The sequence below is a fragment of the Pseudomonas sp. LBUM1664 genome, from assembly GCF_059695895.1.
The window spans coordinates 3653984-3678126 of the sequence record NZ_CP166791.1 but is presented as its reverse complement, the minus strand read 5'-3'; the positions used below and the strand labels follow the sequence as shown (position 1 = coordinate 3678126).

The 24143-nt window shown below is 58.2% G+C and carries 27 protein-coding genes; 17 read left to right on the top strand and 10 right to left on the bottom strand.

All coding sequences use genetic code 11. The features are described 5' to 3' along the window. Positions 1 to 9: 9 nt before the first annotated feature. The 11 genes from ACA047_RS17070 to ACA047_RS17020 all read left to right on the top strand — a co-directional run bounded on the left by ACA047_RS17070 (position 10) and on the right by ACA047_RS17020 (position 9580). A complete protein-coding gene (locus ACA047_RS17070) occupies positions 10 to 702 on the top strand; it encodes an ABC transporter ATP-binding protein (protein WP_497360414.1) in 693 nt (230 codons plus the stop codon). A gap of 2 nt (positions 703 to 704) precedes the next feature. Continuing rightward, the gene (locus tag ACA047_RS17065; protein WP_497351227.1) at positions 705 to 1568 is read left to right on the top strand and encodes a branched-chain amino acid ABC transporter permease; all 864 of its coding nucleotides are present in this window, start codon (positions 705 to 707) and stop codon (positions 1566 to 1568) included. Beyond that, on the top strand, positions 1568 to 2602 hold the full coding sequence (locus ACA047_RS17060; protein ID WP_497351225.1) for a branched-chain amino acid ABC transporter permease: 1035 nt from the start codon (positions 1568 to 1570) through the stop codon (positions 2600 to 2602). The genes ACA047_RS17065 and ACA047_RS17060 overlap by 1 nt, the downstream gene beginning before the upstream one ends. 84 nt (positions 2603 to 2686) lie before the next feature. Beyond that, a complete protein-coding gene (locus tag ACA047_RS17055; RefSeq protein WP_497351223.1) occupies positions 2687 to 3616 on the top strand; it encodes a LysR family transcriptional regulator in 930 nt (309 codons plus the stop codon). A 127-nt stretch (positions 3617 to 3743) separates the two neighbouring features. Then, positions 3744 to 4238, top strand: a complete 495-nt coding sequence (locus ACA047_RS17050; protein WP_497351221.1) for a cupin domain-containing protein — start codon at positions 3744 to 3746, stop codon at positions 4236 to 4238. 65 nt (positions 4239 to 4303) lie between these two features. Beyond that, positions 4304 to 5323 carry a hydroxyquinol 1,2-dioxygenase gene (locus ACA047_RS17045; protein ID WP_497351219.1) on the top strand — a complete coding sequence of 340 codons (1020 nt, stop codon included), beginning with the start codon at positions 4304 to 4306 and terminating at the stop codon, positions 5321 to 5323. A gap of 92 nt (positions 5324 to 5415) precedes the next feature. Continuing rightward, the gene (locus tag ACA047_RS17040; RefSeq protein ID WP_497351217.1) at positions 5416 to 6879 is read left to right on the top strand and encodes an aldehyde dehydrogenase family protein; all 1464 of its coding nucleotides are present in this window, start codon (positions 5416 to 5418) and stop codon (positions 6877 to 6879) included. 8 nt (positions 6880 to 6887) lie between these two features. Further along, positions 6888 to 7955, top strand: a complete 1068-nt coding sequence (locus ACA047_RS17035; protein ID WP_497351215.1) for a maleylacetate reductase — start codon at positions 6888 to 6890, stop codon at positions 7953 to 7955. Positions 7956 to 8045: 90 nt separating this feature from the next. Then, a complete protein-coding gene (locus tag ACA047_RS17030; RefSeq protein ID WP_497351213.1) occupies positions 8046 to 8918 on the top strand; it encodes a dioxygenase family protein in 873 nt (290 codons plus the stop codon). Between the two features lie 3 nt (positions 8919 to 8921). Beyond that, positions 8922 to 9239, top strand: coding sequence for a YciI family protein (locus ACA047_RS17025; protein ID WP_497351211.1), 318 nt, complete (start codon positions 8922 to 8924; stop codon positions 9237 to 9239). Then, positions 9236 to 9580, top strand: a complete 345-nt coding sequence (locus ACA047_RS17020) for a Rieske (2Fe-2S) protein (RefSeq protein WP_497351209.1) — start codon at positions 9236 to 9238, stop codon at positions 9578 to 9580. The genes ACA047_RS17025 and ACA047_RS17020 overlap by 4 nt, the downstream gene beginning before the upstream one ends. 31 nt (positions 9581 to 9611) lie before the next feature. Here ACA047_RS17020 and hisM read toward each other — a convergent pair whose 3' ends face one another. The 5 genes from hisM to ACA047_RS16995 are packed head-to-tail and all read right to left on the bottom strand — an operon-like array spanning position 9612 to position 13730. Further along, positions 9612 to 10319 (bottom strand): histidine ABC transporter permease HisM, encoded by a 708-nt coding sequence (gene hisM, locus ACA047_RS17015; protein ID WP_497351207.1) that lies wholly within the window; start codon positions 10317 to 10319, stop codon positions 9612 to 9614. Continuing rightward, entirely contained in the window at positions 10316 to 11005 is a 690-nt protein-coding gene (locus tag ACA047_RS17010) for an ABC transporter permease (protein WP_497351205.1), read from the bottom strand. Before ACA047_RS17010 ends, hisM begins: the two co-directional genes overlap by 4 nt. 24 nt (positions 11006 to 11029) lie before the next feature. Then, positions 11030 to 11800, bottom strand: a complete 771-nt coding sequence (locus ACA047_RS17005) for an ABC transporter substrate-binding protein (RefSeq protein WP_497351203.1) — start codon at positions 11798 to 11800, stop codon at positions 11030 to 11032. 59 nt (positions 11801 to 11859) lie between these two features. After that, positions 11860 to 12714: a PfkB family carbohydrate kinase gene (locus ACA047_RS17000; protein ID WP_497351201.1), complete on the bottom strand. Its 855-nt coding sequence runs from the start codon at positions 12712 to 12714 to the stop codon at positions 11860 to 11862. 2 nt (positions 12715 to 12716) lie between these two features. Further along, positions 12717 to 13730: an SIS domain-containing protein gene (locus ACA047_RS16995; RefSeq protein WP_497351199.1), complete on the bottom strand. Its 1014-nt coding sequence runs from the start codon at positions 13728 to 13730 to the stop codon at positions 12717 to 12719. A gap of 237 nt (positions 13731 to 13967) precedes the next feature. Between ACA047_RS16995 and ACA047_RS16990 the strand changes: the two genes are divergently transcribed. Continuing rightward, positions 13968 to 14759, top strand: a complete 792-nt coding sequence (locus ACA047_RS16990) for a GntR family transcriptional regulator (RefSeq protein ID WP_497351197.1) — start codon at positions 13968 to 13970, stop codon at positions 14757 to 14759. Between the two features lie 55 nt (positions 14760 to 14814). On the opposite strand, the gene ACA047_RS16985 is transcribed toward ACA047_RS16990, so the two are convergent. Next, positions 14815 to 15399, bottom strand: a complete 585-nt coding sequence (locus tag ACA047_RS16985; RefSeq protein WP_497351195.1) for a TetR/AcrR family transcriptional regulator — start codon at positions 15397 to 15399, stop codon at positions 14815 to 14817. 117 nt (positions 15400 to 15516) lie between these two features. On the opposite strand from ACA047_RS16985, the gene ACA047_RS16980 reads away from it, so the two are divergent. Both ACA047_RS16980 and ACA047_RS16975 read left to right on the top strand, forming a co-directional pair. Continuing rightward, complete coding sequence (locus ACA047_RS16980) at positions 15517 to 16953, top strand: amidase (protein WP_497351193.1); 1437 nt, start codon at positions 15517 to 15519, stop codon at positions 16951 to 16953. 113 nt (positions 16954 to 17066) lie between these two features. Continuing rightward, positions 17067 to 17975 carry a bifunctional helix-turn-helix transcriptional regulator/GNAT family N-acetyltransferase gene (locus tag ACA047_RS16975; protein WP_497360412.1) on the top strand — a complete coding sequence of 303 codons (909 nt, stop codon included), beginning with the start codon at positions 17067 to 17069 and terminating at the stop codon, positions 17973 to 17975. 69 nt (positions 17976 to 18044) lie between these two features. On the opposite strand, the gene ACA047_RS16970 is transcribed toward ACA047_RS16975, so the two are convergent. Beyond that, complete coding sequence (locus tag ACA047_RS16970; protein WP_497360410.1) at positions 18045 to 18860, bottom strand: helix-turn-helix transcriptional regulator; 816 nt, start codon at positions 18858 to 18860, stop codon at positions 18045 to 18047. A 93-nt stretch (positions 18861 to 18953) separates the two neighbouring features. Between ACA047_RS16970 and ACA047_RS16965 the strand changes: the two genes are divergently transcribed. Together ACA047_RS16965 and ACA047_RS16960 are read left to right on the top strand one after the other, a co-directional pair. Beyond that, positions 18954 to 19913 (top strand): threonine dehydratase, encoded by a 960-nt coding sequence (locus ACA047_RS16965; RefSeq protein ID WP_497351191.1) that lies wholly within the window; start codon positions 18954 to 18956, stop codon positions 19911 to 19913. 290 nt (positions 19914 to 20203) lie between these two features. Then, a complete protein-coding gene (locus tag ACA047_RS16960) occupies positions 20204 to 20707 on the top strand; it encodes a hypothetical protein (protein ID WP_497351189.1) in 504 nt (167 codons plus the stop codon). Between the two features lie 69 nt (positions 20708 to 20776). Here ACA047_RS16960 and ACA047_RS16955 read toward each other — a convergent pair whose 3' ends face one another. Both ACA047_RS16955 and ACA047_RS16950 read right to left on the bottom strand, forming a co-directional pair. Further along, on the bottom strand, positions 20777 to 21367 hold the full coding sequence (locus tag ACA047_RS16955) for a helix-turn-helix domain-containing protein (protein WP_497360408.1): 591 nt from the start codon (positions 21365 to 21367) through the stop codon (positions 20777 to 20779). 53 nt (positions 21368 to 21420) lie between these two features. Continuing rightward, the gene (locus tag ACA047_RS16950) at positions 21421 to 21582 is read right to left on the bottom strand and encodes a hypothetical protein (RefSeq protein ID WP_497351187.1); all 162 of its coding nucleotides are present in this window, start codon (positions 21580 to 21582) and stop codon (positions 21421 to 21423) included. Between the two features lie 220 nt (positions 21583 to 21802). Between ACA047_RS16950 and ACA047_RS16945 the strand changes: the two genes are divergently transcribed. Continuing rightward, positions 21803 to 22750 (top strand): ABC transporter substrate-binding protein, encoded by a 948-nt coding sequence (locus ACA047_RS16945; protein WP_497351185.1) that lies wholly within the window; start codon positions 21803 to 21805, stop codon positions 22748 to 22750. Between the two features lie 43 nt (positions 22751 to 22793). On the opposite strand, the gene ACA047_RS16940 is transcribed toward ACA047_RS16945, so the two are convergent. Continuing rightward, a complete protein-coding gene (locus ACA047_RS16940) occupies positions 22794 to 24044 on the bottom strand; it encodes an MFS transporter (protein ID WP_497351183.1) in 1251 nt (416 codons plus the stop codon). Between the last annotated feature and the right edge of the window lie 99 nt (positions 24045 to 24143).

The following is a 24143-nucleotide window of genomic DNA, read 5'->3' as shown; positions in this document are numbered from 1 at the left end:
TCTTCAAACCTGCTGTCCATCGACAACCTCTGTGCCGGCTACGGCGACTTTCAAGCACTGTTCGACATCAGCCTGACCCTTGAGGCCGGTGAAACCGTGGCAATCATCGGCTCCAACGGCGCAGGCAAATCGACTTTCCTGCATTCACTTGCGGGGCTGATCAAAAACCAGCCTGGCGCCATCACCTTCAAGGGCCAGGCGATTGGAGACCTGGCGGCGAATCAGGTACTGGCACGTGGCATCGCCTTGGTGCCGGAAGGCCGGAAGCTTTTTGCGTCCCTCAGTGTCGAGGAAAACCTTTTGATCGGTGCCTATAGCAAACGCCCCGGCCCCTGGAATCTAGCACGGGTTTATCAGTTGTTTCCGGCCCTGGAGACACTGCGCAAGCGTCCCGGCACCGCACTGTCCGGCGGCCAGCAGCAGATGGTTGCAATCGGTCGAGGCTTAATGGCCAACCCGCAGTTGCTTTTGTGCGACGAGATCAGCCTGGGCCTGGCGCCGACGACGATCAAGGACATCTACGCCGCGCTGCCGTCGATCAAGGCCGACGGCACCACCGTGATTCTCGTCGAGCAAGACATTAACCAGGCGCTGAGTGTCTGCGACCGTTTCTATTGCTTCCAGGAAGGGCGCATAGCCCTGGCCGGGCGCCCGGGGGAAGCGGGTAAAGCACAAATCAAAGCGGCGTACTTCGGGATCTGATTATGGAATGGCTCAATACGCTTCTTCAGGGCATGTTGCTGGGTGGCCTCTACGCGATGTTCGCGGTGGGGTTGTCGCTGATGTTCGGCATCATGCGCTTGGTCAATATCGCCCATGGCGACTTCATCGTGCTGGCCTCGTACCTGGCGCTGATGGTGGTCAATCATCTGGGGCTCAGTCCGCTGGCAAGCCTGTTGATTGTGGTGCCGGTGATGTTCTGTTTCGGCTATTTGCTGCAACGGCTGCTGCTCAATAGAACACTTGGGCAGGACATTCTGCCGCCGCTGCTCGTGACCTTCGGCCTGTCGATTATCGTCCAGAACGTGTTGCTGGAAGTTTTCAGCGCCGACAGTCAAAAACTCTCCCAGGGCGACCTTGAAGTGGCCAGCGTAGGCGTTGGCAGTCTCAGTGTGGGTGTCATGCCGCTGATCGTGTTTTGCAGTGCGCTGTTGATCATCGGCGGCCTTCAGTTACTGTTTTTCAAAACCGCTGTAGGCCGTGCATTTCGCGCTACTTCCGACGACCAACACACCGCACGGCTGATGGGCGTCAACAACGCGCACATCTTCGGTTTGGCCATGGCGCTGGCGATGGCGGTGGTGTCGATTGCCGGGGTGTTTCTGGCGATTCGCACCAGTTTTGATCCCACGGTTGGGCCGGCCCGCCTGTTGTACGGATTCGAAGCGGTCATCATCGGCGGCTTGGGCAGCCTGTGGGGCACCCTGGCTGGCGGAGTGATCCTCGGAGTCGCCCAGGCGCTGGGCGCAAAGATCGATCCCGGCTGGCAAATTCTTGCCGGTCATCTTGTGTTTCTGCTGATTCTGATCGTGCGTCCGCGTGGTCTGTTTCCACGGAGTGTCGACTGATGAATGCCTTGAATAATCCTGGGTTCGGTTATCGCGTGCAGCGCATGACCCGTAGCAGCATGGTCGGATTGTCGTTGCTGGGCGTCTGCGTGTTGGTGTTGATCAGCGCGCCATTCTGGGCGGACCGTGCAAGTTTGCGGCTGGTTGTGGAGTTCGCCTATTACCTGGCGTTGGCGCAAATGTGGAACCTGCTGGCGGGTTACGCCGGGATGGTCTCGGTCGGCCAGCAAGCGTTTGTCGGTCTGGGTGGGTATCTATTGTTCATGCTCTCCACGCAGCTCGGCGTTGCGCCTTTGTTCGCGGTCTTGCTCTCGGGCGTATTGGTGGCGGTGTTGGCGATTCCCACGGCGTGGATCGTTTTCCGCCTGCGCGGCGCTTACTTCGCCATTGGCACCTGGGTCGTGGCAGAGGTTTTTCGCTTGGGCTTGGCGCAGGTCAGCAGCCTGGGCGGCGGTTCCGGACAAAGCCTTCCCGCAGCGATTGTGCGCCAGATCGGCAATGACCGCGACGAGCGTGAAATGCTGATCTACTTCACCGCACTGGCCATCTGCGTGGCGGCCATGGCCGTGGTTTATTTGCTGCTGCGCTCGCGCCAAGGGCTGGCCCTGGCATCGATTCGCGACTCTGAGCCGGCGTCCGGTAGCCTGGGCGTCGACACTTTCCGTACCAAACTGATGGTGTATGTGCTGGCTGCCGGTTGCACGGGGGTGGTGGGCGCGCTGATTTTCCTGCAAAAACTGCGTATCTCTCCGGACGCCGCGTTCAGCCTGCAAGATTGGACTGCGGTGGTGATCTTCATTGTCATCATCGGTGGCATCGGCACGTTGGAGGGGCCGTTGATCGGCACGCTGATTTACTTTGTGTTACGTGGATGCCTGGCGCAGTACGGCGCGGTGTATATGATCATTCTGGGTGTCGTCGCGGTGCTCATGATGCTCAAGGCCCCGCAAGGGGTGTGGGGACTGATCAGCGAACGACTGGGCTGGCAAGTTTTTCCCATGCAGCGGCGGTTGTGTGTTCAACACGATACATAACGCACTGTTCTGGATGTGGAGTGCGAGGTGCAGACAGGCTAACCTCGCTGTTCCTATAAGAACCAAGACATCCAGGACCCTGCCATGGATCGTTTACTCAGTGTCGAGGCCTTTGTGCGAGTTGCCGAAACCGGCAACTTCGCCAGGGCTGCCCAGCAATTGGGGGTGACACGCTCGGTGATCACCCACCGCATTCAGCAGCTCGAGCAATTTATCAATGCGCCGTTGTTTCATCGCAGCACGCGTCATGTGCGGCTTTCCGAGGTCGGCGAGACTTACTACAAAGAATGCGCGGACATGGTCGCGAGCTTCAACTCGTTGACAGAACACATGCGCGAGCTGCGTGCAAAGCCCACAGGTAAATTACGCGTACAAATGCTGCCGGGGTTTGCCATCAGCCATTTTGGAAGAATGCTGGCCGAGTTCACCCGGTTGTACCCCGACATTGAAGTCGACGTCATCGTCAACGACCGGGTGGTGGACCCGATCGAGGAGGGCTTCGATGTGGCGTTTCAGATGTTCCCGCCAATGGCGGAAACCCTGATCGAGCGCAAGCTCTTCAACGTGCGCCGATTGTTCTGCATGTCGCCAGACTATGCAGAACAATTTGGCATGCCCACGCACCCTCAACAGCTGCTGCAGCACAAAATCGCTTTATATGAAGGCTATCCGTCGCGAAATCGCTGGGTCTTCACCAAGGAAGATGAACAGGTGGAGCTGACTCTGCCTGGCCAGGTGCGATCCAATTCAGTGCACTTGCTGAGCGACTACGCGTCGACCGGGGTTTGTATTGTCTGCTTACCGACGTTGGTGGCAAGCGCCGACCTGCTCAGCGGGCGGCTGATTCCGGTGCTGCCAGAGTATGCCCTGTCATCCTTCAATTTCTCTGCGGTGTATCCCGCGACCCAGCGCCGGGCCTTGAAAGTCCGCACGCTGATAGATTTTCTGGTGGAAAAATTCGGCGAAGAACCGTGCTGGGACCAACCCTTGCTGGCGCGTGGTTGGGTGCGCTAAAGAAACGATAATCGGCTAACTGTTCGCGTTTCGCGAACACTGTTGTCGCACGAACTCTAATTGTTCCGGGCGCGGGTGCGACGTACTGTTGGGGCACTGTTACTACAACAACAAAACGGTGAAAACCATGAGTAGCGCTGCAATCGAAACGGTTTTTGGCTCGCTGGACAACTACAGCAAAGGGTCAGTTGAAATCATCAGCGGCCAAGCCAGTCACTATGCCTTTTCGAATATTTTTGAAGTGGCAGAAAAATCCCTTCCCTATGAGAAAGTCGTGGTGGGTCTCAACCTTGACTACGTCATCGAAACCCTGCGCGCCGAAGGTCAATCGCCTTGGTACACGGCCGCGCATGACGAGTTCGCCATCGTCATGGACGGTGAAGTCCGGGTCGACTTCATCAAGCTCGATACGCCTTTGAAAGAGGGCGAGGGCACCCGTTTGGCGGGTGATATTCCTGTGGGTAGACCGATGGGCTACGTGCTGCTGCAGTCTGGCCATCAATGCCTGCTGCCGGTTGGCACCGCCTACCGCTTCGAAGCCAGTAGCCCGGGCGTGATCATCCAGCAGACCATCAAAGGGCCTTTGTCGGTCGAGAAGTGGGCGGACATTTGCTTCAAATGATCCGCCGGGTCTGACCGGTTCAGACCAGCGTCCCCACCCATAAAAGCTATAAAAGGAATCCTGTCATGGCCATGCTTGAAAACGCTGTCGATAACGCGACCTTTGCCGACGACGAAGTCCGGGGCAGTGCCCCTCACGCAGTGACTGGCTATCGCTCATTTCAACTCGGCGCCTTCGAACTGTCGCGCGACGAGTATTTTGCCCGCATTACCTGGCCTGCCAAAGGTCAGACGCGTTCACACTTGATTCCAGTGGACGCTTTTCTTCGTGCCATGATGCGCGATGTGGCTTGGGGTTTTTTCTATGGCTGGGTCAACTTTGACCATGTCATTGGCACTCGCAATTACTATGGCAAAGTTGATCTGTACGCCGGTACCTTCAATGGCACGCTCAGGGCCGCCGGGGTCAATTACACCGAGAATTTTGAAACGCCGCTGATCATGGCGACTTTCAAAGCCATCCTGCGCGACTGGACCAACGCCACCTTCGACCCGTTCGCAGCGCCAGCGGAAACCGGTACGGCGTTCGGCCGTAAGAACGGCGAGAACATCGAAGCCATTGAACGCTTTCGCATCGCCACCAAACGCATGCCGGGTCTGTCGGACGATTCGCCGCTGCGTGATGACTTGCCGATCAATCGTCAGTTCAACGATGTGTCTCAAGATGAGCCTGAAATCCACGCCGCAGAGGGTTTCGAAGGCCAATTGCATGCCTTTAGCCTGTTCAAATACTTGTCGCGTTCCGACGTGACCTGGAACCCGTCGGTGACTTCGGTGTGCAAGGCCAGCCTGTTCTGCCCGACGACTGAAGAGTTCATTCTGCCGGTGTTTCATGGCAATGATCGGGTCGAGTGGTTCTTGCAATTGTCCGATGAAATTCTCTGGGATGTCGGCGACAAGGACGACGGCAACCCGCGCGCCCGTATCACCATGCGTGCCGGCGATATTTGTGCGATGCCAGCGGACATTCGCCACCAGGGCTATTCGACAAAGCGCTCGATGCTGCTGGTGTGGGAAAACGCGACTCCGAACCTGCCGCAACGCTACGAAAGCGGCGAGCTCAAGCCGTATCCGATCGAGTTCTAAGGCCCCGCGCATAGCCCGGCGTGCGTCGGGCCATTTGCTCAAGCATCCAGTCGTCAGACACTGCGCCATTGGCGCGGTGCCAGGAAAATATTATGCAAAATCAGCTCTATATCGATGGCCAATTCGTGGATGCGGTTGCCGGGGGGACCATCGACGTGGTGTCACCCCATGACGGTTCGTTGATCACCCGAGTGGCCGCTGCGCAAGCCGCTGACGTTGATCTCGCTGTCGCCGCTGCCAAGCGTGCGTTCCCGGCTTGGTCTGCACTGGGCGCTGCAGAACGCGGACGCCTTTTGCTCAAGCTGGCAGACAAGATCGAAGCGTGCAGTGAAGAACTGGCACAGCTCGAATCCCTCAACACGGGGCACCCCATCCGTGATTCCCGAGGCCTCGACGTTCCGCGCACCGCGGCCTGTTTCCGCTATTTTGGCGGCATGGCGGACAAGATCGAAGGTTCGGTGATTCCGGTTGAAGCCGGGTTTCTGAACTACGTACAGCGCAAGCCGATCGGTGTGGTCGGGCAGATCGTGCCCTGGAACTTTCCGCTGATGTTCACCAGCTGGAAAATGGGTCCTGCACTGGCTGCCGGTAATACGATTGTAATCAAACCCTCCGAGATCACTCCGCTGTCGACCTTGCGCATTGTTGAGTTGATGACTGAAGTCGGTTTTCCCAAAGGCGTGGTCAACGTCGTGCCGGGTTATGGCCATACTGCTGGTCAGGCTTTGGCCGAGCATCTGGACGTTGGCAAGATTGCCTTTACCGGTTCGACGGCGACCGGTCGCCGGATTGTCGAAGCGTCGAAGAGCAATCTAAAGCGTATTCAGTTGGAGCTGGGCGGCAAGGGCGCCAACATCGTGTTCGAAGACGCTAACCTGGACGCTGCCGTCAACGGCGCTGCCTGGGCGATTTTCCATAATCAGGGGCAGGCCTGCATCGCGGGTTCGCGTCTGATTCTGCACAAAGACATTGCTGATCAATTCCTTGAGCGCTTCATTGCGCTGGCCAAATCCATTCGACTTGGCGACCCGATGGACCCCGAGACCGAAATGGGCCCCCTGACGTCGGCGCTGCACCGTGACCGCGTGCTGGCCTACATCGAGATCGCGAAAGAGCAGGGCGGCAAAATCCTGGCCGGCGGCAAGGCTCCAGACGACGAACGACTGGCCAATGGTTTTTATGTCGAGCCGACCGTTGTTGAGGCTTCGCCGCAGGATCGGGTGTGTCAGGAAGAAGTCTTCGGTCCCTTCGTCACGGTGGTGCGCTTTAGCACCGACGAAGAAGCGCTGGCCATCGCCAATAACACTGAGTACGGACTGGGCAGCGGCCTATGGACGCAGAACCTCACACGCGCACACAAAATGGCCAACGCCATTCATGCCGGTATGTGCTGGGTCAACTGCTACAAGCGTGTCAGCCCTGGCAGCCCGTTCGGTGGTGTCGGTCAATCGGGCTACGGCCGTGAAATGGGGTTTGAAGCGATCCACGATTACACCGAAGCGCGCTCGGTTTGGGTCAATGTCGACGCCAAAATTGCTCCGCACTTCAAACGCTGAGGCCTGTCATGAATCCTTTTATTTACCAAAGCCTGCCGACCCGTGTGGTGTTCGGTTGGGGCAAGCTGTCGGCGCTCGTTGCAGAGATCGAGCATTTGGGCGCCAAGCGTGCGTTGATCCTTACAACGCCGGAGCAACAGGCCCTGGGTGAGCGGGTCGCGGCATTGCTCGGTGATCGTGCGGCAGGCGTCTACCCCCACGCGGTGATGCATGTGCCCCTGGAAGTGGCGCAAGCGGCGCGAGTTGAAGCGGCGCGTCTGGATGCCGATTGCTGCGTCGCCATTGGCGGCGGTTCGACCATTGGTCTGGGCAAAGCGATTGCCATGGATTCGGGGTTGCCGATTGTGGCCATTCCGACGACATATGCCGGTTCGGAGATGACCCCGATCTATGGTTTGACCGAAAACCGCTTGAAGAAAACGGGGCGTGATCCCAGGGTTTTGCCCAAAACCGTGATCTACGATCCGCAGCTTACGTTGACCTTGCCCGCGCAGATTTCCGCATGCTCGGGAATGAACGCCATGGCGCACGCGGTGGAAGCGCTCTATGCCCAAGACGCCAATCCAATCATTGGTTTCATGGCAGAAGAGTCGATTCGTTCATTGGCGCTGGCCTTGCCAGGTGTGGTCCAGGATCCCAACGATCCGGAGGCCAGGAGCCAAGCGTTATATGGCGCCTGGTTGGCGGGTATTTGCCTTGGTTCGGTCGGCATGGCGTTGCACCACAAGCTTTGCCACACCTTGGGCGGCACGTTTAATCTGCCCCATGCCCAGGCGCACGCAATCGTTCTGCCACATGCCGCGCATTACAACCATGAAGCGGCGGCGGGACCGTTGCAGCGAGCTGCGCGTGCTTTGGGGGGCAGTGAGGCGAGCGAGGTGGGTGCATTGTTGTACGCGCTGAACCAAAAACTGGGCATTCCATTAGCTCTGTCGGACATCGGCCTACCTGAAAACGGTCCGGCCGAGGCCGCGCAGATCGCCTGTGCCAGCCCTTACTACAACCCACGGCCATTTGAACAAGGCCCGATCGAGGCGCTGTTGACCCGCGCCATGAAAGGCCTGGCGCCAGCCTGATTCATGGGTGTCGCCGCAGGTTGCGCCGCAGCGGCTATTCGCTGCGGCCTTACGGTTGGCAGCAAGTCCCTCTTCGTCGGAATAACAATAATGGCCGATTACGACAAAACCTCGGAAGCACTGATCTGCGAAAAAGTGGTGAACAGTTTCAACGACGCTCCCAATGCGCGTTACAAACAGATCATGCAAAGCATTACGCGACACCTGCATGCGTTTGTCAGCGAGGTCGAACTGACTGAGCAGGAGTGGTTTGAAGGCATTCGCTTTCTGACCGAAACCGGCCATAAATGCGATGGCGTGGTACGTCAGGAATTCATTCTGCTGTCGGACACCTTGGGTGTTTCGATGCTGGTCGATGCGATCAACCATCGATACAGTGCAAACGCAACCGACACCACTGTCTTCGGGCCGTTTTACATCGAAGGAATGCCGGAGCGGGCTTTTGGCGAGAACATGGCGTTCACCCCAGGAGAGCGCGCCTTGGTGTGCGGCAGGGTAGTCGATACTCAGGGCAATGGTCTTGCCGACGCCGTATTGGACGTCTGGCAGACCGCCGACAATGGTATGTATTCAGGTCAGGACACCGAACAGCCTTTTGGTAACTTGCGCGGTCGCTACCGTACCGATTCCGACGGCTATTTTGCGATTCGTACAATTGTTCCGGTGTGCTATCCGATTCCCACCGATGGTCCGGTCGGGCGCATGCTCAATGCCGCCAACCGTCACCCTTGGCGGCCTGCGCACCTGCATTTCATGATCGATGTGCCAGGCCACCAAAAACTGGTCACCCACCTGTTCAATCACGACGACCCGTACCTGGAGTCCGATGCGGTGTTTGGTGTCAAACCGTCGTTGCGGGTGATCTATGAAGAGCGGGTCAAGCACGACGATTTGTCCGCGAGCCTGGACATCCCCTTGCCGTTCAGACGTGCGTGTTACGAATTTGTGATTGAAGCCGAGTGACGCATGGGACAATTTTTTGCGGTATTCGCTACAGACCATCCTGACTCTCTGGCGTTGCGTCAACGCCTGCGACCCGATCATCGGGCGTACTTGCGAGCGGCTGATACGCATCGTGTGGTGGTCCGCTTTGGTGGCCCGACACTCGACGAGACGGGTGCGTCCATGAATGGGACCTTGCTGGTCATTGAGGCTGGCAGCCTGCCGGAGGTGGAGGCGTTCTTACAAGACGATCCCTATGTCCGAGCTGGGCTGTTTGCCCGTGTCGAGATCCGGCCATGGCAATGGAGTCTTGGCAACCCGGAATTGCGGGGCGGGTTATGACTGCTATTACGTTGTGCCGGGTGGATGATATTGCGGATGGAGGGGCCTTGGGTCTGCCTGAACATCAACAGCTGCATCCCTCCGGGTTGGTTGCGCTACGTCAGGGTGAACAGGTTCGGGTGTACATCAACCGTTGCCCTCACTTCTCAGTCCCACTGGACTATCGACCGAAGGAGTTCTGCACCTATCGAGGCCGGTTTCTAATGTGCGCCCATCACAGTGCTGTGTTCCGCTTCGAAGACGGGCATTGCATTGATGGGCCCTGTAAAGGCGCGCATCTGGACTCTGTAGCGGTGGAAAATGTCGCCGGCCGAGTGGTCATGCAAGTTGCGGACAGTTGATTGAGTAAAGCGGTACGTGAGGCCCCGACATTTAGCTTAATCGCTCATACGCCAGCAACCGGCGCTCAGCCATTCGGAATACGCCCACCAGCGCACACGCCACCAACATGTAGAGCAGGGCGGCGATCCCATAGGCCTGAAAGGTTTTGAAGGTGGCAGCATTAACATCTGCCGCGATTTTCAGAATGTCGGGAACGGTTGCGGTAAAGGCGATGGCCGTGGCGTGCAGGACAAAAATCACCTCGTTACTGTAAACGGGGAGTGCGCGGCGCAGCATGCTCGGTATCAGCACAAGAATGAACACTTGGCTGCGGCTCATGCCCAAGGCCAGAGCCGCCTCGATCTCGCCGCGTGGAGTAGTGCGGAGCACGCCTGCGAGAATCTCGATGGTGTAAGCGCATGTATTCAAGGCCAGTGCCAGAATGACGCAATGCGTGCCGTCACGAAAGAACCACCACAGGCTCGGTGATTCTCTGATGAGGCTTAAACTGGCCAGCCCGCTGTAGATGATCAGCAGTTGCACGAACAGTGGTGTGCCGCGAAACACCAAGGTGTAAAGCTGGATGGGCAATGCTAGCCAACGACTGCCGTAGGTGCGAATCAGCGCCAGCGGTATCGCTGCGCACAAACCGATGGCGGCGGACGTCACCAACAGCCATAGCGTGATGGACAGACCGCTCCAGCGGTAACCGTCGGACCACAGGAAATTCGGCCCGAACTCTTTCAGTATTTCGATCATGACGCTCTCCGTGGCGGTTCGACGCTGTAGCGCCGCTCAAGGTGTTTGAGCGCAATGTTTGACAGGATCGCAAAGGCAAAAAATATTGCGGCGATTACCAGGTAGAAAAACATCTGTCGTGAGGTTGCATTGCCCGCCTGTTTGGCGACCTGGACCATGTCATTGAGGCCTAGCAGCGAAATCAGCCCGGCACTTTTCAAGAGCACTTGCCAGATATTGCCGATGCCGGGCAATGCGAACCGCATCATTTGCGGGAGGCGGATGCGCTGTAGTACTTGCCAGTGGCTCATGCCATAGGCGCGAGCCGCTTCGAGTTGACCCAATGGGATGGCCTGGAAAGCGCCGCGAAAGGTCTCGGCGCAGTAGGCGCCGTAGATGAATCCCAGCGTACCGATTGCAGTGCCGTAAGGGTTCAACTGGAATGATTCCTGGCCGAGCGCCTCCGCTACCTGGTTGAGGCCGATTTGCGCGCTGTAGTAAATGAGCAGCATCAAGACCAGGTCCGGGACGCTGCGCACCAACGTGGTATAGACCGTCGCGATCAGCCGTAGTGGCGCCAGCGGCGAGAGTTTCGCCAAGGCCCCGAGCAGACCAAGTGCGATGGCTACGCAGGCGGCCCACGTGGCCACCTGGACAGTCAACCACGCGCCCTGAAAAATGAGATAGCCGTATCCCTCGAGAAACATGCCTTCAGGCTCCGCGCGGGTGGTTTATTTAGGCGAGATATCGAAGTCGAAGTATTTTTTTGCGATGCGCTCATAGGTGCCGTTTTGGTGGATCCGCTCGAGCGCCTGATTGATTTCGCCAGCCAGTGCGGTATCGCTTTTGCGCAAGCCGATCCCGGTGCCCGGCCCGAAGATTTCAGGCGATTTAACGACCTCGCCGGCATAGCCGAAGCCTTTGCCCATTGGCTTCTTGAGCAGGCCTTCGGAGACCGCGACGGCATCGTCGAATGCGGCATCCAGCCGACCGTTGATCAAGTCCGAGTAGGTCAAGTCACTGCTTTGATAAGGCACCACCTCCACGCCTTTGGGGGCCCACATCCGCTTGGCATAGACTTCGAACACGCTGCCTTGCTGCACGCCGATGCGCTTGCCGCGCAGAGATTCGGCCGTCGGTTGCAAGGGGCTGCCTTCAGGTGCCACCAAGCGTGCCGGGGTGTCGTAAAGGGTATTGGAAAAGGCGATTTCGGCTTTGCGCTCTTCAGTGATCGAGAGGGCAGAAAGTATTCCGTCGAACTTCTTGCCTTTAAGGGCCGAGACCATGCCGTCGAAGGCGTTTTCCACCCAGACACAACGACGTTTCAACTCGGTGCACAGGCTTTCACCCAACTCGATATCGAAACCCGTCAGCGAGCCGTCCGGTCGCTTGGACTCAAAGGGTGGGTAGGTGGGGTCGACCCCGAAACGCAGCTCTTCGCTGGCGCCCCAGGTCATTAACGGGCTGGCCACGAGCATCAAACCGATCAGACATTTTTTCATCGACAGGGTATCCACGACAGGTTGGTTGAACAGTCCCGGAATGGCCGGGGCAGCACGCTTTAGCCTTGAATGTTCAAGGCTTGTTTCAATTGCTGGGAGCGTTCGGCGTCCAGGGCTTGGCCATGGCCAAAACCACCGACCCAGCCACACACCTGGCCGGCATAATCGACGCCCCTTAAAAGGCAGTCGGCAAGGCTTTGTCGGGCTTGCCACGCCAGCAAGAACGCCGCGATAAAGCCGTCGCCGGCGCCCATGCTGTCGATAAAAGTGCAGGGCAGTGCGGGCTGCTCATGAACGCCCTGTGCATCGACTGCGAGTGCTCCCTGAGCACCGCGAGTAATGACCACAGTCGTCGGGCCCATGGTCCGCATAGCATTCGCCAGCTCATACGCTTCTCTCGACGAGAGCTCGGCCGCCGAGAAGAAGGCGATGTCGACATGCTTGATCAGGGCCGGCCAATCGAACTCGACCCAGTTGTCCGAGAAGTCGAACGACAGGCAGCCGCTGGCATGCCGAATCTGCGCCAGTTGGTTTTCGAGGCCGCTGTAGAGGCTGCTGTGCGCCAGCGTAAATTGCGCGATGTAGGCCAAGTCGTCGGCATTGAGTCGCAGTTGACGACAAACACCAGGATCGCTGCCCAGAAACACTCGTTCGCCATCGATGCTGTCGACACATGCCCAACCATTGGCGCCAGGTAGCGTTCGGCAACGGGAAGAATCGACTGCTTCTTTTTGCAGGCAAGCGAGCAAGTGCTTGCCATGTCGATCATCGCCAACGCAGCCCAGGTAGGCGCTGCGAGTGCCAAGCCGGGAGGCGAATACCGCAACGTTGAGCGCATTACCGCCCGGGTATTCGATGTTTCGGTCCAGGTACACATCCAGGGTGTTGTCACCAACGGCGATCAGGCTGGCCATGCTCAGTACTCCGTTTTCCACATGTAGCGGCGAGTCGTCAGCGGTTGCTGATGCCAGACCGCCAGATGGGCGGCGATGCGTTCCGCGGCAATGCCGACAATGTAGGGCGCGACAATCGCGCGAATCTGCGGGTCGATACCCTCCATTGGGAAGTCTTTGGAGTCGTAGACCATGACCCGTTCGGTGTACCGCTGGCAGAAGCGCACGACCCGCTCCATCTGCGCTCGACTTGGGTCTTCGCCCACCAGCAGAAGCAGCGGGGTAGTGGCATCGATGGCTTCGAACGGGCCATGGAAAAATTCCGCAGCCTCCACCGGCAGACAGTGCAGCCATTGGCTTTCCATCACCACGCAGACGCCGAACACATAGGCGGTGGTGAACATCGGTCCCGATGCGAGGAAGTACATGACGCGATCATCTTTGTAGAGGCGCGCCTCTTCGCCAGCGCGCTGGTCGTTATTGACCGCCGCATCGGCCAGCGCCTGCGGCAGTGCTTTGAGCGAGCGGGTGAGCTGGTCCAGCAGCGGCCAGCCTTCGCGCTTGGCCAAAATACCGCCGATCAATGCTTGAAGAGTCATGAAGCAACCGAAGTACGCCTCATCGGTCCGCCCGAGCAGGAAGCAGTGTTGAACGGTCTGGGCTAAAGGCAGCTCGGCAGTCTGTGTCACGCCCACGGTGAGGCATGGCTTGTCCTGCAGAAAGCGTGCGGCGGCGATGGTTTCCTGGGTCGTTCCGGACTTGGAGGCGAGCACCACCAAAGTACGCTCATCCAGGCGCGGTGGGTCGATGTCCATGAAATCGGCAGGGAAGTAACGACGTACTTCCAATGAGTGGCTATAACGTTCAAGCCAGTACTGCAGGCCAAGCATGATGCGGTTGGGCGCACCGCAACTGACGAAATAGATGCGGTCAATTCGAGTTGCCAGCTCCTGGCCAAACTGCTGAGCGTCGTCGACGATTTGCACGGATTGCTGCAAGGAATTGATGAAGCCTTCCCGGTTGAATTGAATCGCCATGTGAACTCCTGAGTGCCTTGTCGCAGTGCTTCATGTTGCTGTCATGAGCACTATTTAGACCAAAAGATATACCATGAAAAATACCATTACAAGGCTTTTTCCCCGTGGTCTAATGGGCTGGTCAGGCGATTTACAGGGTATTTCCGAGCCAGCTTTTATTACAATGGCGTGTTTGCGGCTTTTTTTGTTTTTTTCAGTCGCAAGGGAGCACCAGAAAAATAATCCAGGATGTAGACCATGAAAATGATTCCTCCAAAACCCTCTGACGTGGCGCTTCTTGCGCCCCAACGCAAACAGGTGGCGTGGCAGGCCGTCCAGGCGTTGCTGGAAATGTTGGAGCGTCCGGAGTTCGGACCGACTGAACGTATTCCTGCGGAAAGGGACCTGGCCGAACATCTGGGCATCAGTCGGATGACCTTGCGCAAGGCTTTGCAAACACTGATTGATCGCGGCGTTCTTGAGCGCCGCGGCAATCGCGGAACCTTCGTGACTGCTCCGGGCGTCGAGCGGCCCCTCAACACCGTGGCACGTAAAGGCATTGCCGAGGTGGTTGAGCAGGCAGGGGCCAGACCCGGCAGCAAATTGCTCTATTTCGAACAAACCCAGGCCAGCGCGCGCGTCGCAAAGTTGCTGAAGATTCAGGAGGGGGACGCGCTGCTGACCATCAGGCGCCTGCGCACCGTGGACCAAAAACCGTTCTGCATTGAGACCAGCTACATTCCTGCTGCCCGCGTTCCTGAGCTGGTGGCGGGGGATCTGCTCGAGGGGGCCTCGTTGTATGCCTTACTGTCGTCGCGGTATCAGATCGAAATAGAAAGCGACGAAGGTACGTTGAGCATTGCCACGATGAACGATCAGGAGGCGCGTTTGCTCGAAGTCGAGCTCGGGACGGCCGCGCTGGTTTATCGGGGCGTGATTTTCGACCGTCAAGGGCAGCCGGTGGAGTACCTGGTCTCGATCAACCATCCTCAACGCGTGGTGTTCAAACTGGCAGACAGTCGGGTCAATAGCGTTCACACCAATCATTGAAGTGGGCCCGGGGCACGCTCGCTGACAGTGATGGTCTCCGTCGGGTGGCAGCCAGCTATTTCTCAGCTGACCCACCCATTTTCTTCCGAATCATCCTTATCAGGTTTTCACCGACGTGCTCGATGCTTTTGTTCTGCGAAACCACTTGAGCACCCTCCATCAGGTAAGTGAGTTCCAACGCAACCTCGTTCGGCTCGGGTAAATCGGCTTCGGCACAGAGTGCCGCCAACCGCAGGAACTGACGCTTCTTATGTTCTTCGATGAGTTGGCGGGCGGGATTTCCTGGCTCAGGTATCTCCGCCAGTGAGTTGGTAAAAGGGCAGCCCCGATAAGACGCCGCCGAGAGGTCATGCGCGATGAACTTGGCAAAACCGAGAATCTGCGCCTTTGGATCGCCGGCGTACTGTGCCGAAAGCGCTTCGAGAACCTCGGAGTATTTGTCCACGAGCAACCGCAGCCACTCAAGTACCAGCGCGTCTTTCGAATCGAAATGCCGGTAGACGGTCATCTTGGTCGATTTGGCCTTCGCCGCGATGGCATCCACCGTCACCCGACTGATGCCTTCGGTGAAAAAAAGCTCCTCGGCTGCATCGAGAATCCTTTCTCTGGGGGCTAGCTGGGGGATTCGTTCGGGCCGCATGGTGTTCTCCGCTTGACAGCGATACTCTTAGGTATCTTTCTATACCAATAAGTATCGTTCGATACTGGTAGGTACAATCATAGCGCTTTTGCCAGAAAAATGGCCCGGAGAATGATGATGAAAATCGCTGAATATGCAGAATACGACGCGCTGGGTCTTGCTGAGCTGATCGCCAACGGTGACGTCACCCAAATTGAAGTCAGCGCTGCGGCGCTGTCCGCCATCGAGCAGCTCAATCCAACGATCAATGCAGTGATTGAAGTGTGGGGGAACGAACCCCAGGCGGCTGGGCCGTTCAAGGGTGTACCCTTTCTGGTGAAGGATTTGGGTCTTACTGCCAAGGGCCGCCTGAATGAGCTGGGCAGTCGTTTAGCCGCCGGGTGCATTGCCCACGAGGACTCCAACGTGATGATCCGTTTGCGACAGGCTGGCCTGGTCACCCTTGGCAGGACCACCACTCCGGAATTAGCAGCCAGTACAACCACGGAAGCTTTATTTTCGGGGCCGACACGCAACCCATGGGACCCGGGCCGCAGTGCTGGAGGGTCAAGTGGTGGCTCGGCCGCTGCCGTAGCGGCCGGCCTGGTGCCTGCGGCGCATGCCACTGATGGCGGTGGTTCTATCCGCGTACCTTCAGCCTCTACCGGACTCTTCGGGCTCAAGTCCAGCCGGGGCAGGGTTTCAATGGGGCCGGCGGTGGACGAGGTGTGGGCCGGGCTTGCGGTACATGGCGTTGTCAGTCGAACAGTGCGTGATAGCGCCGCGTTACTGGATGCAATCGAGGGGGGAGCCGTGGGAGATCCCTTTGAAATCGCCAGGCCGCAGCATTCTTATTTATCGCAAATGACGCGTGAGCCTGGATCACTGAGGATTGGCCTTCTGCTGCATCCCCTGAACGCCACTCGCTGCGTCGAGTCGGTGGCAAAAGCTACTGGCAACGTTGCTGTTCAGCTCCAAGCCATGGGCCATAGTGTGGAAGAGGTCAATTTGGACATCGGTCTAAGCTGGGAAGGTTTCGTTGAAATGAATGCCCGGTTCTGGTCCGCCAATACCGCCGCCTGGATCAACGCCATTGCTGCGGGAACAGGCCGTCCCATTGACGCCAGCACGCTTGAGCCAGCATCGCTTTCGCTGCATGAAATGGGCAGTCGACTCACCGCCATCGATTTGCTCGAGGCCATGTATTTAAGAAATCTGGTGACCCGTAGCATGGGTAACTTCTTCTGCAAATACGACATCTTGTTGAGTCCGACACTGCCAACGCTGCCCCCTGCGATAGGCTGCTATAACGAAGGTCAAGAGCATGTGGATGGCAGAGGCTGGATGGACCGCGTATTCACCCACTCGCCCTTCACAGCATTGGCGAATGTTACTGGGTCCCCGTCCATGTCCATGCCGCTGGCATTTGATCCAGAAAGCGGTCTGCCTATCGGCATGCAGTTCTCAGCGGGATTTGGTCGCGAGGACATGCTATTTCGTTTAGCGGGTCAGCTAGAGCGAGCTTTGCCTTGGGCAGCACGCACACCTGAGATTTGGGCCGCAAAGCTTGACTGAACTCATTGATGGGTATTTAGTTGTGCTATACAACTAGTTGCTCGTTTGAGGTGAACCCCGTGAACCCTTGCGAATCAGACCTGATTAACAAAATCCGCTCGGCGTCGCGTCTCATGGTGCGAGAGTTGGGGTTCATGCAGACCACACTGGCTGCGACGGGTTATCCGCCGTCGTCTGTGCACACAATAGTGGAGATCGGGAATCGCGAATCACTGACGGCGGGAGAGCTTGTCGAGTTGCTTGGCCTGGAAAAATCCAGCGTAAGCCGGATGGTTCGCAAGCTCATCGAAGCTGGCGAGATCGAGGAAATCCCCCATGAGGCGGATGCGCGCGTCAAAAGGTTGCGACTCACGGAGCAGGGTGAAAACACTCTTCGATCCATTGATGCTTTCGCCACGAAACGGGTCGGCGCGGCCATGGCTCACCTGACCCCGGAGCAACGTCAGGCCGTGTGTGAGGGCATTGCCAGCTATGCCGTCGCTCTACAAGCCCATCGGCTCGGTACACAACAGCCTTCGGCACAGTTGACGATTGCCCGAGGCTACCGTCCTGGCGTCATTGGTCGCATGGTGCAAATGCACGCTGACTATTACGCCAGGCATTCGAGCTTCGGCCAGCCGTTCGAAAGCCTGGTTGCATCGGATATGGCTGAATTGATGGGCCGCTTGCACAACCCACGAAACGAGGTCTGGGTGGCTCTGGATGGCGAGCGGATTGTCGGTTCGATTGCTATCGACGGCGAAGCAGAGGACGGCGGCGCGGTCCTGCGCTGCTTCATTCTTGATGATTCAGCGCGAGGCAAGGGCGCCGGTAGACGCTTGCTGGCTGAAGCGATGAAGTTTTGTGACGAGTGGGGCTTTTGTGCAACGAAACTCTGGACGTTCCAGGGGCTCGATGCTGCTCGTAAACTTTATGAGGATTTCGGCTTCAGGTTGGAACAGGAGCAAGAGGGGCAGCAATGGGGGCGACGGGTCACGGAACAGTGTTTTGTAAGGCCGGGCCCAACCGCCGCGCAAATTTGAATCGTAATCCGTCAATTTCAATGGGCAGCACAGGGTTGTGGCTCCCCTTAACTGGATAACCCAGCGCTGTCAGGGCCTCGAATACCTGCGCAACTGCGCCGGACTCACTCCAAGGCGTTGCTTGAAGACCGTGGTCATGTGCGCCTGGGAGTTAAAGCCACAGGTTTGGGCAATGTCTGTCAATCTGGCTGTTGAATCGCGCATCAGGGCGCGGGCCTTGGCCAGGCGTCGGTCGATCAGGTAGCTATGTGGGCTTTTGCCGGTCGCGTACTTGAATGCTCGCATGAAATATCCCTCGGATAATCCAAGCAACGCCGCCATCGCCGGGACACCCAGCGGGCCGTCGAGACCGGCGTCAATGAACTCATCGAGCAGGCGCATCCGGCGGCCGGTTATAGCGCCTGGGGGAGGTGCCGACAACGTTTCGCTCCCCTTCACCCGCTCAGCCAACCCGATTGCCCAGGCTTCCCAATCGTCCTCCACCGAGGCCTGCAGCAGCGCGCCGCGCATTCGCCGCGCGAGGGTTATGGCCGGCGGGTCAATGCGATTGTTGAAGGCGCGGTCCCCCACCAATACAATCGCGTCGGTGCGCATGACCCGCAGGTATTCACCACCCTCGGGTGACTCGGAGAATACGTCGCACTCGGCGGGGACGAACGCCAGGCCGTTGGGCATGGCATTAAAGGGCTGCACCCGGTCGCTGCCGATGGCGTGCAGGCCTCGCTGGCTCTCGAAGGCAAAGCCGATCGCCGCCTGGGTCGCGACATATCGGGTCGCATAGGCAGAGCCGGGTAACAATTCGATCACCCACGGTCCTGCCTCGATACGACGGACCGGTTCAGTCAGGGGCGGCGGCTGGCGGTTTCGATGGCTCATAAACACCATGGTAATGAAGAGAGCGCGCAAAAGTCAGGTCAGTTTTCTGAAAGCCGGCCTATAGCGTCCGTGCCTAGACTGGGCAAAACCTGGAGGCCACTCATGCACAGACTGACGCGCGACGATATCGAACAAGCTGCTCGCCACGTATACCAAGTAATGCCCGCCACCGCCCAGTATTCCTGGCCTTTGTTGGCTGAGCGGTTGGGTTGCACTGTTTGGGTCAAGCACGAAAACCACACACCTATAGGTGCTTTCAAGGTACGTGGCGGCATTACCTTTATGCACTGGCTCAAACGCGCACATCCAGAGGTGAAAGGCATTGTCACGGCTACTCGCGGCAACCATGGCCAGAGCCTGGCGCTGGCCGCCAGCGCACTGGGATTGAGAGCGTTGATCGTAGTGCCGGAAGGTAATTCGGTAGAAAAGAACAACGCCATGCGCGGCTTTGGCGGCGAAGTGGTTGAGTGTGGCCGTGATTTCGAGGACGCCCGTGAAGAGGCTGCACGCCTGGCGCAAATACATGGCCTCTACTTGGTGCCACCGTTTCACACCGAGCTGGTCAAGGGCGTGGCTACTTATGCACTCGAGCTGTTCCAGGCTGTGCCTGACTTGGATACCGTCTACGTGCCGATTGGCTGTGGATCGGGGATTTGTGGGGTGATCGCCGCACGCGATGCCTTGGGTCTGAAAACCCAGGTGGTGGGCGTGGTTTCCAATGAGGCTGCGGCGGCAAAGTTGTCGTTTGAAGCCGGAGCCATATGCGAAACCGCCTCGGCGAATACCTTCGCCGACGGTCTTGCCGTGCGCAGGCCCATTCCCGAGGCCTTTGCCATCTACGGGGCCGCCGCAGCGCGGATCGTCTCAGTCAGCGACCAGGAAATTGCCGAGGCCATGCGCATTTATTACACCGATACCCATAATCTCGCTGAAGGCGCAGGCGCGGCAGCCTTGGCAGCGCTCATTCAGGAGCGTGACTCAATGGGGGGAACAAAGGTGGGTGTGATTCTCTCCGGTGGGAATGTTGACCGGTCGGTGTATGCGAGGGTGGTGGGTGAGTAGGGGCTCTATCGAGGCGTCCAAGGGATAAGCCTAGAACGATTATTTCTTACGGTTATTTATATAGGCGCTGATCGCATATCGATAACCGGGAAATCAGTGCTGTTGTTTATAAGGCGTCTGCAATCAGCGCGGTAAGTGTGCAGGAGCAGACAGCCTGGTTCCGTTCACCCCGCTAAGGATGCTTGAGCACTCATTCTCGCTGTTTGATCGCCATCTTGCTGGGCTTGGGGCAATGCTTAGAATCCGCCCCATCAGCGAGTCCAACTATCGATCTTACAGGGAGCCACACCATGATGAATGCCATGCAAATGCCGATGAACACCCACATGCCGATGATGCCGATGATGGGCATGCCGATGATGATGGCGACCATGACCTGTGAAATGATGGACGACGGCATGATGTGCAAAATGATGCCCGCTGCCGGCATGGACATGGCCATGTTCAAGAACAGCGCCGAAATGATGCAGATGATGATGAACTGCGGCATGCCGGTGATGATGCACTGCGCCAACATGAGCATGATGTGCATGTCCCCGGCGAGCATGGCCATGCCAATGGCAGGCATGATGATGCCAATGTCGATGATGGGCATGCCGATGCCATCGATGATGTGCGCGATGGAATGCACGATGATGGCTGACTGCATGATGTGCAAAGTCATGCCGATGGCGGGCATGAACATGGACATGATGAAAAACTGCTGCGCCCTGATGATGAAGATGATGAACGACTGCAGCATGCCGATGATGATGAGCTGCAATGGCATGCCGATGATGTGCTGCACCTGCTGATTCGTCGCGACGGTCAATGAAAAAGCCCGGCAGAGGGTCAACTCTGCCGGGCTTTTTAATACCTGCTTTTCAGTCCAGGCGCTCAGGGTAAGTGACTACCAGGTACGCCACCGCTTCACTGTCGGCCGGGTTGCGATAACGGTGGGGCTGGTCGGCATAAAACAGAATCGAGTCGCCGGTGGAGAGCAGGTAGCGTTCATCGTTGACGCTGATTTCCAGCACTCCCTGGGACACCACCAGGTTCTCCTGAACGCCAGGCCCGTGCCCTTCGGACTGGTCCTCGCCCAGAGGGCTCAGGCGCAGCTCGTAAAACTCCGACTGGCGCGCAACATCGTAGGGGAACAGGGCGCGGCTGACATAGGCGCCATTGGCGCTCACCAGGCGTTTGCTCTGGCTGGCCGACAGCACCGCCACCCCCTCGAAAGCCCGGTGCTCAAGAAACGCGGCCACCGAAACCTTCAAGCCTTTGGCGATTTTGCACAGCACTTTGATCGAGGGCACGCTGCGCCCGGATTCGATCTGCGCCAGCATTGCCCGACTGACACCGCACTGGCGGGCGAGGGCATCGAGGGAAAGATGCCGCTTGCTGCGCAGGCGTTGCAGGTTCTGCGCGACCCGTTCGCTGATGGGGTCTTGCTCCTGGGTGTCGAGGTGGTTCAAATCAAGCGTGGGTTCGTCGGCACTCGCCAGAAAGCGCGAGGGTTCCTGGGCGCTCACGGGTGGTGCGTCCCGGTCGTCTGGGCCGCCTGAACCCACTGAAACGCCTGATAACCGGCGTTACGCGCGTACATCTCCCACATGGCCCGGGCCAGTTGTTGGGCCTGCTTGCGTTTGCGGAACAGGACGAAGTCGATAACGTTGTCAGTTGGTTTCATAAGGCACTTCACTGTCGTGACCAATGGACGGGATGAGCTGAGAGTACGTATTTATTTTTATAGCTATAAATACTGATTATTTATTAATTAATTCCTTTGTGTTCTTAGTGTCGACGGTGGTTTGCGTCTATTAGCTTATTCTTTTTTAGAATTTCAAAACCTGACTGTAAGAGCGTTATGTTCTATTTAATTCGCTTTCCCATACATTCAGGAATTTCGCATGAAGCTCTCCCTACGCCTGCGCCGTCTGCTGGTCAGTACGCTGTTCGCCGCGCCTCTGACCCAGGCTTGCGAGCCGCTGGTACTGCACGTTGGCGACCAGAACTACTACAATGTACGGGCGTCGGTGGAGGCCTCGGGTATGCTCGAAGGTGCGCCCTATAGCGTCGATTGGAAACACTTCCAGGCCGCCGCGCCCCTGGCCGAGGCGTTGAACATTGGCGCCCTGGACCTGGGTTTTCTTGGCGATTCGGGCTTTCTCTTCCTGGCGGCCAAACAGGCACCGGTGAAGTTGATTGGCGTCTCGCGGCAGAACCCGGACACCATCGCCTTGCTGGTACCCAAGGACTCGCCGGTCAAAACCATCGCCGACCTCAAAGGCAAGAAGGTTGCCTACTGGCCCGGCGCCTGGAGCCAGCAACTGACCCTGCGCGCCCTGGAGCAAGCCGGTTTGCCGGAGAACCATGTCGAGTTCATCAAGTTGATGCCGATCGACGCCGCCGCAGCCTTGCCCCAAGGCAGCATCGACGCTTTCCCTGTGTGGGAACCCTATATCTCGCAACAGATTCTGTTTTCCGGCGCCCGGCCGATCCTGACCGCGAAAAACCTGATGCCCGGCCTTAGTGCCATCGCCGCCTCGACCTCGGCCATCGACAGCAAGCGTGAAGCCATCGCCGACTTCCTTGGCCGCGTGAAACAGGCGCGCGCCTGGGTCGACAACAACACCGACCAGTACGCCGACCTGTGGGCGAAAAAGGCTAACCTCGACCAGAATGTCTCGCGCCATTGGCTGCGCCAGGCGCACATGAGCGTCGGCCCGGTGGACCAGCAGGCCGCCGCCGACCTGCAGAGCACCGCGGACTTCCTGTTTAAGGTCAAGGCCCTGCCGGCTCCGCTGGCCACCGCTGGGATTGTCGATACGTCCTTCAGCCAGGCGCTGAGCCAGTAAAGCTCAAGGGTGTTCCAACGCACTGCCTGGCTGAGGAGAGGGGTCAGTACAAGGTTTGCTTGAATGGACGGGTGGCCGCCCCCCTGTAGAACGACAGGATCGCAAGCACCTGTACCGCGACGGCAGCCATCACGATGGCGGTAATGGCCTGGCCCGGGTCGGTAAAGGCCGCGCGGATCAAGCCAAAGAACGCCGGGGCGAAGGCGTAGGTGGCTTGACTGATGGCGACCATCAACGCGATCACCTTGGCGGTGTGTTCGCGGCTGAACTCGGTCTGCGCGATCAGCGGCGGCAATGAGGTAGCGTTGCCGATCCCCGAACCGATCAGCGCTACCGCCGCCCAGGCCAGCGCCGGATGAATGTCCAGGCCGAGGAGCATCAGGGTTCCCAGCATCTGGATGGCATAACTCAGGCAGGCCAATTGGCGACGGTTGGCGCCTTGGGTCATCAGGCGTGCGGCGACGTAGCGCCCGCCCATGGCGCTGGCGGTGGCCAGGCCCATGGCGAATGAGGCGTCGTGTGCGCCCATGCGTTGCGCCAGGATCGAATACAGATGGGCGATCAAACCGATCTGTGCGAATAGCCCCAGGGACATGCCGGCTGCCAGGGTCCGAAAACTTGCCGATTCAAGGGTCTGCGCCGTGGTCCAGGGGGCGGCGCTGGCGTTGGTCTTAACGGGTTCCGGTTGGTCTACGTTGTCGGGGTGCTGACCCAGGCTTTGTGGGCTTTTGTCGAACACCAGGAAGGCGAAGCTGGCGATGAGCACCACGGCCGCGACGCTGATCATCAACGCCGCCGTGGCAAAGCCAAACCGTTCAATCAACAACACCCACAACGGCGAGAAGATGACCCCGCCCATGCTGGCGCCGTTGTAAGCCTTGCCCAGGGCCTTGGGCCGCTCCTTGATGTACCAGGGAGCAATCAAGGTATTGACGGCCGCCGCGCCCAACGTCACCCAGCCGATCCCCGAGCAGATGGCCCCGGCATACAACACCCATAGCAGGTTTGCCTGAGCCCAGGTATTGACCCCGATCCCCAGTACGACAGTGCCCAGCAAGGTGATAACCGGCACACCGAAGCGTGCGTAAAGCCTCGGCAGGTTGGCGATGACCAGCGTGCCACTGAGAAAGTGCAGGGTAACGGCCGCCGACACTTGGGCGACGGGCCAGCCCGTGCGTGCCATGACCGCCTGCATATAGATGGGCGGACCGTAGAAACCGACCCCCCAACCGACAATTGCCAGGATGAACGTACAGGTCAGTACGGTCTTTCCAAAAAAACGCGTGTGCTTCATCGCCATCTCCTCCATGTTGGCTCATAGGTTAGGGTCCCGATGAGTCCTTCACTTCGAAGCGTGTCGAACTATGGATGTTGAATCTCCAGGCTGGCGCAA

What these genes read in the sequence shown, in the direction of transcription:
- hisM (WP_497351207.1), bottom strand. Translation starts at nt 10,319, where the DNA reads ATGATCGAAATACTGAAAGAGTTCGGGCCGAATTTCCTGTGGTCCGAC.
- ACA047_RS17060 (WP_497351225.1), top strand. Translation starts at nt 1,568, where the DNA reads ATGAATGCCTTGAATAATCCTGGGTTCGGTTATCGCGTGCAGCGCATG.
- ACA047_RS17025 (WP_497351211.1), top strand. Translation starts at nt 8,922, where the DNA reads ATGGGACAATTTTTTGCGGTATTCGCTACAGACCATCCTGACTCTCTG.
- ACA047_RS17045 (WP_497351219.1), top strand. Translation starts at nt 4,304, where the DNA reads ATGGCCATGCTTGAAAACGCTGTCGATAACGCGACCTTTGCCGACGAC.
- ACA047_RS17000 (WP_497351201.1), bottom strand. Translation starts at nt 12,714, where the DNA reads ATGGCCAGCCTGATCGCCGTTGGTGACAACACCCTGGATGTGTACCTG.
- ACA047_RS16960 (WP_497351189.1), top strand. Translation starts at nt 20,204, where the DNA reads ATGATGAATGCCATGCAAATGCCGATGAACACCCACATGCCGATGATG.
- ACA047_RS16995 (WP_497351199.1), bottom strand. Translation starts at nt 13,730, where the DNA reads ATGGCGATTCAATTCAACCGGGAAGGCTTCATCAATTCCTTGCAGCAA.
- ACA047_RS16980 (WP_497351193.1), top strand. Translation starts at nt 15,517, where the DNA reads ATGAAAATCGCTGAATATGCAGAATACGACGCGCTGGGTCTTGCTGAG.
- ACA047_RS16950 (WP_497351187.1), bottom strand. Translation starts at nt 21,582, where the DNA reads ATGAAACCAACTGACAACGTTATCGACTTCGTCCTGTTCCGCAAACGC.
- ACA047_RS17065 (WP_497351227.1), top strand. Translation starts at nt 705, where the DNA reads ATGGAATGGCTCAATACGCTTCTTCAGGGCATGTTGCTGGGTGGCCTC.
- ACA047_RS16945 (WP_497351185.1), top strand. Translation starts at nt 21,803, where the DNA reads ATGAAGCTCTCCCTACGCCTGCGCCGTCTGCTGGTCAGTACGCTGTTC.
- ACA047_RS17030 (WP_497351213.1), top strand. Translation starts at nt 8,046, where the DNA reads ATGGCCGATTACGACAAAACCTCGGAAGCACTGATCTGCGAAAAAGTG.
- ACA047_RS17010 (WP_497351205.1), bottom strand. Translation starts at nt 11,005, where the DNA reads ATGTTTCTCGAGGGATACGGCTATCTCATTTTTCAGGGCGCGTGGTTG.
- ACA047_RS16975 (WP_497360412.1), top strand. Translation starts at nt 17,067, where the DNA reads ATGGTGCGAGAGTTGGGGTTCATGCAGACCACACTGGCTGCGACGGGT.
- ACA047_RS16940 (WP_497351183.1), bottom strand. Translation starts at nt 24,044, where the DNA reads ATGAAGCACACGCGTTTTTTTGGAAAGACCGTACTGACCTGTACGTTC.
- ACA047_RS16990 (WP_497351197.1), top strand. Translation starts at nt 13,968, where the DNA reads ATGAAAATGATTCCTCCAAAACCCTCTGACGTGGCGCTTCTTGCGCCC.
- ACA047_RS16970 (WP_497360410.1), bottom strand. Translation starts at nt 18,860, where the DNA reads ATGGTGTTTATGAGCCATCGAAACCGCCAGCCGCCGCCCCTGACTGAA.
- ACA047_RS16965 (WP_497351191.1), top strand. Translation starts at nt 18,954, where the DNA reads ATGCACAGACTGACGCGCGACGATATCGAACAAGCTGCTCGCCACGTA.
- ACA047_RS17035 (WP_497351215.1), top strand. Translation starts at nt 6,888, where the DNA reads ATGAATCCTTTTATTTACCAAAGCCTGCCGACCCGTGTGGTGTTCGGT.
- ACA047_RS17020 (WP_497351209.1), top strand. Translation starts at nt 9,236, where the DNA reads ATGACTGCTATTACGTTGTGCCGGGTGGATGATATTGCGGATGGAGGG.
- ACA047_RS17005 (WP_497351203.1), bottom strand. Translation starts at nt 11,800, where the DNA reads ATGAAAAAATGTCTGATCGGTTTGATGCTCGTGGCCAGCCCGTTAATG.
- ACA047_RS17050 (WP_497351221.1), top strand. Translation starts at nt 3,744, where the DNA reads ATGAGTAGCGCTGCAATCGAAACGGTTTTTGGCTCGCTGGACAACTAC.
- ACA047_RS16985 (WP_497351195.1), bottom strand. Translation starts at nt 15,399, where the DNA reads ATGCGGCCCGAACGAATCCCCCAGCTAGCCCCCAGAGAAAGGATTCTC.
- ACA047_RS17040 (WP_497351217.1), top strand. Translation starts at nt 5,416, where the DNA reads ATGCAAAATCAGCTCTATATCGATGGCCAATTCGTGGATGCGGTTGCC.
- ACA047_RS17055 (WP_497351223.1), top strand. Translation starts at nt 2,687, where the DNA reads ATGGATCGTTTACTCAGTGTCGAGGCCTTTGTGCGAGTTGCCGAAACC.